Here is an 11,892-nt window from a genome sequence, read left to right as displayed (position 1 = left end):
TCACAAGTGTGCGGCTCACAATAATCAAACCTACAACAGTAGTATAAAATGCTGAATTTTTACGACAAAGACTTGGTGCAAAAACAGTAAATAAAAATACTACAGTGAATGCAGTAGTCAAACTTAAACCAATCATCATCGTTTTTAAAATTCCCACTGCATTAAATGCTAACCATAAAGTAGCAAGACCTACTAATAATATAACTAAACGATTTACTTGCAAAAATTTTGCAGTTGTTACTTGTGGATTGATAAAACGTTTATAAATATCTTGAGAAATAAGTGTGCCTGCACCTAATAATATTGTACAAGCAGTGGAAACATCTGCTGCCCATAATGCTGCAAGTGTTATCCCTGAAACTACAGGATCTAAACTCATGATAATCTGAGGAAGTGCCATAGTTGGATTGATATCAGGAAATTGAACTTTAGCTGCTAAACCTAAAATAGCTGACAAAAATCCAATTGGGAAAATCAATGCTCCACCTAAAATAAATCCTTTCTTTGCTGTTTTAGCATCTTTTGCACCGCAGGCAATCTGTACAGTTCCCTGCAAAGTAAGTGCTTGAGATATCATAATCAAAATCCAGCCCAATACTACAGCTAATCCTAAGCCACCAATAGGACTAAACCATGAAAAATCAACTACAGGTAAATTATTATTAATATTTACAAGACCACCATTATTATCTACGACAGAAATAGTTGAATATAAAATTCCTAAATAAATTAAACTAACGCTTATCATATTAGACATACCAGAAGACCACAATCCGCCTACAACAGTAATACCAATAAAAACTATAGCACTCATTATCATACCTGTTTTCATAGAAAATATATCTGGCATAAGTGTAGATAAAATTGCACCACCTGCTACATATTGAAGTGAAGTAATACAAATAAGAATAATAGCTAAACCAATTGCACTTATAAGACGACCTTTTTTATCATAATAACGTTCAAATAATTCTGGTATTGTAGAACAACCCATTTGTCTATATTTTCCTGCTGCTAAAACTCCCATGACTACAGCACCAATAGCCCATGCTCCATTGTACCAACCAGCTGCAATACCCACCTGCGTTGCATTTTCTGCTACACCAACAGTAGAAGCCGCACCTACAGCAAGACCTGTTACATTGAAAGCAATCAGTGATGTAGATAATTTTCTTCCCGCAAATAAATATTCCATTGGATTTTTATTGGCACGTCGTTTTACATAAAAAGATATTGCAAATAATAATACTACATATAAACAAACTATTATTAATTGAATAGACATAGTTTTCATCCTTTCCCATGCTGTTACAAATTAAAAATATATAATTTGCCCACAGTCTAAAAAATTAAGATCACATTTTTCATTAAAATTTAAGTATTATTATCAGCTGATATAAATTAAACATAATTTTTATAGCTAAAAAAGCATACAAAAAAGCTCGCCCCTATATAGGGACGAGCTGTTATAACCCGTGGTACCACCCAATTTGCTTTTTTAGCCACTCTTTCGGATACTAACATATCCTAGCCCATGATAACGGAGGCATTCCGACAAAACTTACTTAATTTAAGCCCAATTATCATAATTGTTCAGCCTTGCAACTCTAAGGTGTATTTCAATTTAATTCACTACTATGTCCCACCAAACCATAGCTCTCTGCAAGCTTCATAAATCTACTTTTCCTCTTCACTGTTTTTATCTGTCTATTACTATAACAATAAAATTCATATTTGTCAATGATTATTTGTTGTAAACTTGTAAATTAAATGTATAGTTGTAAATTTATTTTAATTTACTACTCACTAATTCATGTGTGCGGAAAAAATTATATATCGATTTTGCTATCTGCTCACTAATCCCTGGTACCGCCATCAATTCATCAACTGAAGCATTTTTTATATTTTGTATCGTTTCAAAGTGGTCAAATAAACTTTTTCTACGTTTAGCACCAATTCCAGAAATATTATCTAGTATAGATATCTTATTGCGTTTTGTTCTAAGTTTACGATGATAAGTAATAGCAAAGCGATGTGCCTCATCTCTTATACTTTGCACTAGATATAAAGCATCTGATTGCCGTGGCAAAATAACAGGCTCTGATGAATATTCTGTAAAAATATATTCAAATTGCTTAGCAAGTCCCACTACAGGGACGCTATAATGACCTGCTCCACGAATGATTTCCAAAGCTGAGCTCAATTGACCTTTACCACCATCGATAATTATCAAATCTGGTAAATCATTTTTATCAATGCCTACATATCTGCGAGTAGTCACTTCCCTCATCGACATAAAATCATCTGGTTTTCCTTCAGTAGAATTTATCTTAAATCTGCGATAAGAGTTTTTATCTGGCTTGCCATCTTGAAACACCACCATGGAAGCAACCGTTTCTGAACCTTGAATATGTGATATATCAAAACATTCCATACGCATCGGTGGATTAGGTAAATTTAAATATTTTTGTAAATCATAGACAGCACCTAAACTACGAGCCTTTATATCTTTTAATTTTTGCTCTTGCTCTAATAAATATTTTTCTGCATTTTCTCTTGCCATCGTCAAAATATCTTTTTTCACACCACGTTTAGGCAATAAAATTTTTGTCTTTTTCTTCTTTTCTGCCCAAAGCCATTCTTGCAATAATTCTATTTCTGCTATCTCTTCTGGTATTAATATTTCCTTAGGAATATCCACCGCGTCATTATAATATTGTTTCAAAAAAGCTGTTATCAGATTTTTTTCATCATCATCTTCATCATTTAATAAAAATTGATTGCGACCTAACATTTTACCATTGCGAATAAAAAATATCTCTATACAAATTCCATAATTAGCTCTAGCGATACCGATAGCATCTATATCGCCTTCATCTAATAATATCTTTTGTTTTTCCATGATCTTACGCACAGCTAATAGTTGGTCTCTCAATCTAGCAGCCTTTTCAAAATCTAAATTCTGTGCTGCTATCTGCATTTTTTTTGCCAAATCCTGCTCTACGACTTCACTTTTCCCCTCCAAAAATAAACATACACCATCTACCATATCTTTATAACTATCTTCATCAATATAATTAGCACAAGGAGCTAAACATCTTTTTATATGGTATTCTAAACAAGGTCTATCTGCTAAATGTTTACAAGTTCGCAAAGGGAATAATTTACGCAATAAATTTAAAGTCTCCTTCATTGCCGTAGAACTTGTATATGGGCCAAAATATCTTGAGCCATCTTTGATAAGACGACGAGTAGTTACTATTCTTGGATATTTTTCATTCAATGTGATTTTTAAATAAGGATAAGTCTTATCATCACGAAGCATAATATTATATTTAGGATGATGTTTTTTTATCAAATTACATTCTAAAATCAATGCTTCTAATTCATTATCTGTAACTATTGTTTCAAAATCTTCTATATGCGACACCATCGCAATTGTTTTTGCTGAATGATTTCTACTCGATTGAAAATATTGTCGCACACGATTTTTTAAATTAATCGCTTTACCTACGTAGATAATCTGTTTTTGCTTATTTTTCATCAAATAAACACCTGATTTTGTAGGCAATAATTTTAATTTTTCTTGTAATATTTCCTTAATCATCATTTCATATTCTCTTTAATCTAATTATATTTATATTAAAACTCATTGCATCTTTAATTTTAAAGCCAAAATACCTAAATATTCACGAATAGCCATACAAGATGTATTTAAACTACCATTATTAGGTAAGAAATTAAAAATACTAAAAACAAGCTCATCACTCATCTGGTAATCTGCTACATATGGTGTAGCTTCAATTCCTTCACGTGCAAATATTTCCATTGCTCTTGGCAAATGAAAGCCTGATGTAATAACCAATGGTCTACTAAAATTATAGTCTTCCATTATAACTTTACTATTTTGCACATTTTCCACTGTATTTCTGCTCTGATTTTCCAATATTAAATATTTACTATCCACCCCCATACCTTCAAATATACGCTTTTCAATATCAGCTTCTCTTCCAGTATCTTCAAACACTTTTCCGCCAGATAAAATAATAGGAATATTCAATTCTTTTTGCAATCTCATAACTGTAATCATGCGATTAGCTACATATCCTGAAACTTGCCCTTCTCCATCAATATCTACTACATTTATTGCACCGCCACCTAACATAATTATCACATCATTTTTATCTTGTTTTAACTGTTCAATACTTTTATTTTGATAAAAATTCTCCAATGGCTTAACTAAATGATAAGCTATAAAATTCGTAGATAATAGATAAAACAATAAAGTAATCACCGTTAAAATATATTTACCTTTTATTTTCTTCCAATATAAGTAAATATTAAACATAATTAACAATGATATAATGCCACCTGGGGGAATAATAAAAGCATAAAAAATCTTGACTAAATAAAGCATATATCTGCCTCCTCTAAATCTTAACTATCTAAAAATCATAAATCCAACAAAATTATCACAAAACACCATATTAATTTTTAATTTTCATTGTAAAAATATCTATTATTTGTTATAACTGTATATAAGGAGGGGATTACTATCGAAATTTCTCTAGAAACAATTCAACAGACAGACGAATTAGTTCACCAGTTATATCAAACAACACGTGCTATGTCCAAAAGTGTAAATCGTGCTTTATACAGTACCAATATATATGGTTCTGAATGGACTATATTAAAAACCATTCACGACCAAGGTACTATGACACAGACAGCACTTGCTAATTATTTAAATATTGAACCTGCTGCGATTTCTAAAACAATTCGCCAACTTATGAAAAAAAATCTCATCATACGCCAAAGCGGTGATGATAAACGAGAAAAATACATCTATCTCTCACCATTAGCTATTGAACAATATAATGAATGGTTTGATGTTATAGCTCAAAATTGTCGACATGTTTTAGAAGCCGTTAATGAAGATGAACAAAAAATCTTAATGGATTTATTGATAAAAATAAAAAATAAAGTCAGTGATGATATTTAATTTTTATTTATAAATTTAGAATAAATAAGGGCATTATCTTATAAAAGTTAATGCCCTTTTTATTTACTATTTTGTAGCTGCACGAATAATTGATTGAGCCACTTCTTTTATTGTCTTTCGTTTTGCCATACTATATTTTTGTATTCGACGATATGCTTCATTTTCAGATAGATTATATGCATCCATTAAAATGCCCTTTGCTCTATCTAATAACTTTCTCATTTCCAATGAATTTTTAATATCATCTAATTCACTTTCTAACTGTTTAATCTCATTAAATCTAGACATTGCAATTTCAATTGCTGGGAACAAATTACTAGGTTTTATAGGCTTTACTAAATAAGCTAAAACACCAGAATTCTTGGCTTTCTCTACAATATCATGTTGACTAAATGCTGTAAGCAAAATAACTGGTGCTAATTTTTGATCAGTAATTTTCTTTGCTGCTGTTATGCCATCCATTTCAGGCATTTTTATATCCATAATTACTAAATCTGGTTTTAATCGCTGTGTTAATTCTATCGCTTTCAATCCATTAAAACATTCTCCAACGACTTCATGCCCAGCTTCTTCTAACATTTCTTTTAAATCCATACGAATAATCGATTCATTATCGGCAATTACAATTTTTAACTTAGACATCAACTTCACTCTCCATTAAAAATTTATAGGGAATAGCTATCTTGGCATGAACCCCATTATCATTATATAAGTCAAAAGAGCCATTCATATCTCCTTCTACTAATGTTCTTACTATTTGTAAACCCAATGATTTTGTAGGTAAATCAGAGAAATCATCTGGCAATCCTTTACCATTATCATATAATTCAATTATATAGGCTTCATCATTTTGACTTATTTTAAGACCAATTTTACCATAATTTCTATCCGAAAATCCATGTTCAATTGAATTTAATATCAATTCATTTATAATCAAAGCTAAATTACTAGCTTGTTTTGATGGCAAAATTATAGTTTCTCCAATAAATTCTGTATCCAATTTAAAATGACTATCTAACATATTTTGTTGAATTAAATTTAAAATATTTTTTGTAACTTCCATTACATCAATATTTTCATCACCTTGTTGGGACAAAAATTCATGAACTACAGATATACTCAAAATACGATTTACACTTTCTTTTAGAGCTTCTTTCACTTCCAAAGAATTTGACCTTCTAGCTTGTAATCTAAGTAAACTAGCAATAGTTTGCAAATTATTTTTTACACGATGATGGATTTCTTGTATTACAGCAGATTTAATCATCAATTCTTTATCTTTTTTCCTAATCTCTGTAACATCAGATAAAATGACAATTCTTGTCAATAAATTACCTGCTTCTATTATGGGAATATCTCTTCTAATAAGGACTAAATTACCTACTTCTATTTCTTTTTCATAAGGACATTTAGGCAAAATAGTTTCTTTCGTAATATGCAAAGTCAATTGTCTGTCAAACAGATGACATCCTAATAAATTACTGACACCCAAAACGTGATAAATTCTCGAAGCTACCATATTCGCAAAAATAATTCTTTCATGCTTATCTGTAATAATAATACCATCACGAGAAGAAATAGCTCTATACATCTTATTATCCACTTGTTTAGGAGCGTTTTGCAATATAGTAAATGCTGTTTTTAATAGACGAGTAAATCCTCTTGTTTGTGTATCTTCATAATTTATTTCAAAACAAATTACTGCAATTACCTCATAGTCATCAATAATTGGAACTGTATACATCTGATAAAATTTACCAAAATCTAATTCTCTTTGTCCTTCATATTTAGTTTTTAGTCTAATCGTCCTATCGATCAATGGTTCTTGTACCTTAGGTATATCTTTTCCTACCAAAGATTGTTTTATAGGATTATATGTTGTATGTGGTTCATATTCAGAAATAACTGTGAAACAATTTTTCTTTTTAGAAAACGTATACATAGCTACATGTGCATGTACCAAGTCAGCAACTAAAGGCAGTACTGTATCAATTCTCTGCAAAAAATTAGCTTTCATGGCTGATAAATTACTATATGCTCTACAATCATTTAAAAAAGACATACTCGGTCACTTCTTTCTTACTAAATTATTTAATTCAAATAAAGAAAAAAGGAGACAAAATGTCTCCTTTAAATTAAATTGTTTTTAATTTAATTTATGTAATTATAAAACTCTACGTGCTCCAATGTAGCAAGATGCCCAATAAGAACTACTTAAAGAGTCAACAACTACTCCACGGCTAGAAGAAGCGTTGATAAAATTACCATCACCCATATAGATACCCACATGAGATGCTCCATAAGTATAAGTAGAGAAAAATACTAAATCACCAGGCATAAGATTATCATAAGATACTGGTGTGCCCATTTCAAATTGTACATCTGCTGTACGTGGAAGAGAAATACCTGCTGTAGCAAATACATAACGTGTAAAACCAGAACAATCAAAACCGCTTGGTGTTGTACCACCAAACACATATGGTACACCGATATAATTCAAAGATGAATTAATAATACGTTTTGCAATGTAATTAGAACTACGGCTTACTACAGGCATATTGCGTCCCATCAATGCTTGATATGTCATAGCACCAACTAGACCATCATTATCCAAACCATTAGCTGATTGGAAAGCTGCTACAGCTGCTTGTGTAGCTGGACCAAAGTCACCATCTGCTGTTACATCATAACCTTGGCTTGCCAAAGCTGCTTGAATTTCAGCAATTTCATCACCCTGGTCGCCTAAACGGAAAGAAGATGCACTAGCAATAGCACTCATACAAATTAAACACAATGATAAGACTAAAACACGGACAACTTTACTCAAAAAAAAGACTCCTCTCAAAATCGCCTACGAGGTTAGCTGACGGGTTAGGACAGAGAAGGAAAGACTATCCATCTAAAATTTCAGTAAATTCTACCAAAACAAATTAGATTCACCCCAAAAAATTGGTTCTCCCGCTCCTGAGCTGGATTCGGCTTTCTATTTTTATTTTTTTATTACGCTCATAATTTATATTTTACACTATTTTATTAAAAACCTCAACCTATAATCAATAATTTTTATCATTTAGTTTAGTTCCTATATAATAACTAAACTAATTTCAACTATTTTCATTATACTTAAGAAATTTTTTATTTAATTAAACAAAAGACATTGACATTTTGTCTAAATAGTGATACATTCTTAATTAGAAGTTAGCACTCACTATTATAGAGTGCTAACAACAGGGGTGAAAGAAATGCTAGATGAAAGAAAACAAAGCATTCTCCGAGCCATTGTAGATGACTATATATCTACTGCAGAGCCAATAGGCTCCCGAACAATTGCTAAGAAATATAGTTTGGGAATTAGCCCTGCGACAATTCGTAATGAAATGGCAGATTTAGAGACACTTGGTTATATCAAGCATCTCCATACCTCATCTGGGCGCATCCCTTCATCAAAAGGTTATCGTTTTTATGTCGATGACCTATTAACGTTGGAACAAATGTCGGAGAATGAAATATCTCTTATCAATAATTGGTATGCTACTAAGGTACAATCTGTAGAAGGAATTTTTCGTGAGACTTCACGTATTATTTCTCAATTGACAAAAAATGTATCTTTAGTTTTAGCTCCACAATTAACACAAACAGCTTTTCAATATTTGAGATTTTTACCACTTAATGACCATCAAGTCATTGCTGTTATCATGACAGATGCTGGTTTTATTGATAATAAAATAATCAATATTCCAAGTGGTATTTCCTTTAAAGATTTCGATAATATCGCTAGTATCTTTAATCATTATCTCAAAGGCAAACGTCTATCAGATATTAGCATGGCATCAATCCGCAAATTTCGTGGTGAAACTGTAAATTCTACAGTTTTTAATGCCATTATTAATATTATAGATGAAGCTTTAGCTAAGGATAAGCAAGAGCGTCTTTATCTAGGCGGTGCTAGAGAACTTATGGAACAGCCTGAATTTCATAATATAGATAAAGTAAAAAAACTTTTATCTATGCTTGAAGAAAAACAACTTTTATATGATATTTTGCATGCACAAAAAGATAAAGGTTTGGCTGTCACTATTGGTCAAGAAAATAAATATAATGATATTAAAGATTGCAGTATTATCAGTGCCACATATCATTTAGATGGTAAACCTATCGCAACATTAGCTGTTTTAGGTCCAACACGTATGGATTATGGTAAAATAATTTCTTTATTAAAATTTATGAATGCTAATCTTGCTGATATTTTTCATAGATTTCATTTGTAATGTATAAGCATTAAACTATTTTAAGAAGGTGGTTGATTCATGGCTACTCCAGAAGAAACTAAAGAAACTACACAGACTGAAACAACTTCTAACGATGAAGTAAAAGAAACAGTAGAAGAAACTACTGAAGAGGCTGCTGTAGAAAATGATGAAACAACTTTTGATACAATAAAAAAAGAATTAGAAGCTCAAAAAGAGTTGTTACAACAAAGCGAAGACCATTACAAGAGATTGCAAGCTGATTTTGCAAACTTCCGTCGTCGCAATGAAAAAGAACGCGAAGAATTATCCGGTGTAATCCTTCAAGGATTAATTAAAGATTTATTACCTATCATCGATAATTTTGAACGAGCTTTAGCTGTTGAAGGAGCTGCTGGTACTCCTCTTCATGATGGAATTTCCATGGTTTACAACCAATTGATGGAATCTTTAAAGAAAAATGGACTTGAAACAATAAAAGCTACTGGTGAAAAATTTGATCCTAATTTCCATCAAGCTGTAATGCGTGTTCAAGACCCTGAAAAAGAAGATGATACCATTGAAGAAGAACTTCAAAAAGGCTATATGGTACAAGGTCGAGTAATTCGTCCAAGTATGGTAAAAGTTGTAGCTAATTAGTTAACGCTAATTTAACTATAATTAATATAAAATAAAAATATTCAATTTGACTAACACTTATATTTATATATAGATGTTTTTAGGAGGAATTTATAATGTCCAAAGTAATTGGTATTGACTTAGGTACTACTAACTCTGTAGTCGCTGTTATGGAAGGTGGCGAACCTACAGTTATTACAAATCCAGAAGGTAGCAGACTTACTCCTTCAGTTGTAGGTTTTACAAAAGATGGTGAACGTCTTGTAGGTCAACTTGCAAAACGTCAAGCCGTATCTAACCCAGATAGAACAATCGCTTCAATCAAACGTCATATGGGCGAAGTTAATTATAAAGTAAACGTAGATGGAAAATCTTATACTCCACCAGAAATTTCTGCTATGATTCTTCAGAAATTAAAAGCTGATGCAGAAAAATATCTTGGTGAAAAAGTAACTCAAGCTGTTATCACTGTTCCTGCTTACTTCAACGATAGTCAGCGTCAAGCTACTAAAGATGCTGGTAAAATCGCAGGTCTTGATGTTCTTCGTATTGTAAACGAACCAACAGCTGCTGCTCTTGCTTATGGTCTTGATAAAGGTGAAGATGGTACAATCTTAGTATTCGACTTAGGTGGCGGTACATTCGATGTATCTATTCTCGAACTTGGCGATGGCGTATTCGAAGTAAAATCCACTAATGGTAATACTCATTTAGGTGGCGATGACTTTGACCACGCAGTAATGAATTGGATGGTAGAAGAATTCAAAAAATCCAATGGCATTGACTTATCTCAAGATAAAATGAGTGCTCAACGTCTTATCGAAGCTGCTGAAAAAGCAAAAATCGAACTTTCCAGCATGACTTCTACAAATATCAACTTACCATTCATCACTGCTGATGCAACAGGTCCAAAACACTTAGATTTAACTCTTACTCGTGCAAAATTTGATGAATTAACAGCCGATCTTGTTGAAGCTACAATCGAACCAACTCGTAAAGCTATGGCTGATGCTGGCTTATCCGTTTCTGAAATCGATAAAATCATCTTAGTTGGTGGTTCTAGCCGTATCCCTGCTGTTCAAGAAGCTATCAGAAAATATCTTGGTAAAGAACCAAATCATGGTGTAAACCCTGATGAATGCGTTGCAGTAGGTGCAGCTATTCAAGCTGGTATCTTAGCTGGTGAAGTTAAAGACGTATTACTTCTTGATGTAACTCCACTTTCCTTAGGTATTGAAACATTAGGTGGTATTTGCACAAAAATCATCGAAAGAAATACTACTATTCCTACTTCTAAGAGCCAAGTATTCTCTACAGCTGCTGACAATCAGCCTGCAGTTAGCATTCATGTTCTTCAAGGTGAACGTGAAATGGCAGCAGATAACAAAACTCTCGGTCGTTTCGATTTAACAGATATTCCACCAGCTCCAAGAGGAGTTCCTCAGATCGAAGTTAAATTCGATATTGATGCTAACGGTATCGTTCATGTATCTGCAAAAGACCTCGGTACTGGTAAAGAACAAAATATCACTATTCAATCTGATAGCGGTATGAGCAAAGAAGATATCGACCGTATGGTTAAAGAAGCTCAAGCTCATGAAGCTGAAGATAAAAAACGTAAAGAAGAAGTAGAAACTAGAAATAATGCTGATTCTTTAGTATTCCAAGCTGAAAAAGTAATCAAAGATTTAGGCGATAAAGCTGATGCTAACACTGTAGCTAAAGTAAAAGATGGCATTGAAGGCGTTAAAAATGCTCTCAAAGGTACAGATATCGAAGCAATCAAAAAAGCTATGGAAGAATTACAAAAACCTCTTTATGAATTAAGTGCAGCTGCTTACCAACAAGCTCAGCAGGCTCAGCAACAAGCTGGCGGTGCTAATGCAGGTGCTGGTGCTCAACAGCAAACTCAGACAAAAGATGACGACAATGTTGTTGATGCTGATTTCAAAGATGTAACTGATAAATAATTAAAGTCATTAATAATAAGAAATTTGATGCACATAACTCCAGTTAATCCTTAGC

Annotated in this window: 10 protein-coding genes, 1 riboswitch and 1 other annotated feature; of the genes, 4 read left to right on the top strand and 6 right to left on the bottom strand. The window is 32.3% G+C overall.

The window, feature by feature from the left end; translation table 11 throughout:
- The 3 genes from Q5I67_RS09715 to Q5I67_RS09705 all read right to left on the bottom strand — a co-directional run.
- Nucleotides 1-1,285, bottom strand: a 1,285-nt coding sequence (locus Q5I67_RS09715; RefSeq protein WP_302487192.1) for a sodium:solute symporter family protein, incomplete at its 3' end; no start/stop codon positions are given.
- A gap of 166 nt (nt 1,286-1,451) precedes the next feature.
- Nucleotides 1,452-1,703 (bottom strand) — a binding site (T-box leader).
- Nucleotides 1,704-1,786: 83 nt separating this feature from the next.
- Complete coding sequence (gene uvrC / locus Q5I67_RS09710) at nt 1,787-3,610, bottom strand: excinuclease ABC subunit UvrC (protein WP_302487191.1); 1,824 nt, start codon at nt 3,608-3,610, stop codon at nt 1,787-1,789.
- Between the two features lie 39 nt (nt 3,611-3,649).
- Nucleotides 3,650-4,417: a YdcF family protein gene (locus tag Q5I67_RS09705; RefSeq protein WP_117585174.1), complete on the bottom strand. Its 768-nt coding sequence runs from the start codon at nt 4,415-4,417 to the stop codon at nt 3,650-3,652.
- Between the two features lie 210 nt (nt 4,418-4,627).
- On the opposite strand from Q5I67_RS09705, the gene Q5I67_RS09700 reads away from it, so the two are divergent.
- Nucleotides 4,628-5,002 (top strand): MarR family winged helix-turn-helix transcriptional regulator, encoded by a 375-nt coding sequence (locus Q5I67_RS09700; RefSeq protein ID WP_296899670.1) that lies wholly within the window; start codon nt 4,628-4,630, stop codon nt 5,000-5,002.
- A gap of 66 nt (nt 5,003-5,068) precedes the next feature.
- Here the strand turns inward: Q5I67_RS09700 and Q5I67_RS09695 are convergent, their stop codons facing one another.
- The 3 genes from Q5I67_RS09695 to Q5I67_RS09685 all read right to left on the bottom strand — a co-directional run bounded on the left by Q5I67_RS09695 (nt 5,069) and on the right by Q5I67_RS09685 (nt 7,829).
- Nucleotides 5,069-5,644, bottom strand: coding sequence for an ANTAR domain-containing response regulator (locus tag Q5I67_RS09695; RefSeq protein ID WP_302487190.1), 576 nt, complete (start codon nt 5,642-5,644; stop codon nt 5,069-5,071).
- Nucleotides 5,637-7,064, bottom strand: a complete 1,428-nt coding sequence (locus Q5I67_RS09690) for a histidine kinase N-terminal domain-containing protein (protein WP_296899421.1) — start codon at nt 7,062-7,064, stop codon at nt 5,637-5,639. The genes Q5I67_RS09695 and Q5I67_RS09690 overlap by 8 nt, the downstream gene beginning before the upstream one ends.
- Nucleotides 7,065-7,166: 102 nt before the next feature.
- Nucleotides 7,167-7,829, bottom strand: a complete 663-nt coding sequence (locus Q5I67_RS09685; RefSeq protein ID WP_296899422.1) for a C40 family peptidase — start codon at nt 7,827-7,829, stop codon at nt 7,167-7,169.
- 6 nt (nt 7,830-7,835) lie between these two features.
- A riboswitch (cyclic di-AMP (ydaO/yuaA leader) is annotated at nt 7,836-7,993 on the bottom strand.
- A gap of 251 nt (nt 7,994-8,244) precedes the next feature.
- Between Q5I67_RS09685 and hrcA the strand changes: the two genes are divergently transcribed.
- The 3 genes from hrcA to dnaK all read left to right on the top strand — a co-directional run bounded on the left by hrcA (nt 8,245) and on the right by dnaK (nt 11,837).
- Nucleotides 8,245-9,270, top strand: coding sequence for a heat-inducible transcriptional repressor HrcA (gene hrcA, locus Q5I67_RS09680; protein ID WP_296899424.1), 1,026 nt, complete (start codon nt 8,245-8,247; stop codon nt 9,268-9,270).
- Between the two features lie 39 nt (nt 9,271-9,309).
- Nucleotides 9,310-9,888: a nucleotide exchange factor GrpE gene (gene grpE, locus Q5I67_RS09675; RefSeq protein ID WP_296899426.1), complete on the top strand. Its 579-nt coding sequence runs from the start codon at nt 9,310-9,312 to the stop codon at nt 9,886-9,888.
- A gap of 95 nt (nt 9,889-9,983) precedes the next feature.
- Nucleotides 9,984-11,837: a molecular chaperone DnaK gene (gene dnaK, locus Q5I67_RS09670; protein WP_302487189.1), complete on the top strand. Its 1,854-nt coding sequence runs from the start codon at nt 9,984-9,986 to the stop codon at nt 11,835-11,837.
- The last annotated feature ends 55 nt before the right edge of the window (nt 11,838-11,892 follow it).

This window comes from uncultured Megamonas sp., from assembly GCF_958438645.1.
Taxonomy (GTDB): domain Bacteria; phylum Bacillota; class Negativicutes; order Selenomonadales; family Selenomonadaceae; genus Megamonas.
The sequence above is the reverse complement of the archived record's forward strand: the minus strand, read 5'-3'. Positions and strand labels throughout refer to the sequence as shown.

Bases quoted from the DNA above. Each gene is read 5' to 3' on its own strand.
- dnaK (WP_302487189.1), top strand. From the start codon at position 9,984: ATGTCCAAAGTAATTGGTATTGACTTAGGTACTACTAACTCTGTAGTC.
- Q5I67_RS09695 (WP_302487190.1), bottom strand. From the start codon at position 5,644: ATGTCTAAGTTAAAAATTGTAATTGCCGATAATGAATCGATTATTCGT.
- Q5I67_RS09705 (WP_117585174.1), bottom strand. From the start codon at position 4,417: ATGCTTTATTTAGTCAAGATTTTTTATGCTTTTATTATTCCCCCAGGT.
- hrcA (WP_296899424.1), top strand. From the start codon at position 8,245: ATGCTAGATGAAAGAAAACAAAGCATTCTCCGAGCCATTGTAGATGAC.
- uvrC (WP_302487191.1), bottom strand. From the start codon at position 3,610: ATGATGATTAAGGAAATATTACAAGAAAAATTAAAATTATTGCCTACA.
- Q5I67_RS09700 (WP_296899670.1), top strand. From the start codon at position 4,628: ATGTCCAAAAGTGTAAATCGTGCTTTATACAGTACCAATATATATGGT.
- Q5I67_RS09690 (WP_296899421.1), bottom strand. From the start codon at position 7,064: ATGTCTTTTTTAAATGATTGTAGAGCATATAGTAATTTATCAGCCATG.
- grpE (WP_296899426.1), top strand. From the start codon at position 9,310: ATGGCTACTCCAGAAGAAACTAAAGAAACTACACAGACTGAAACAACT.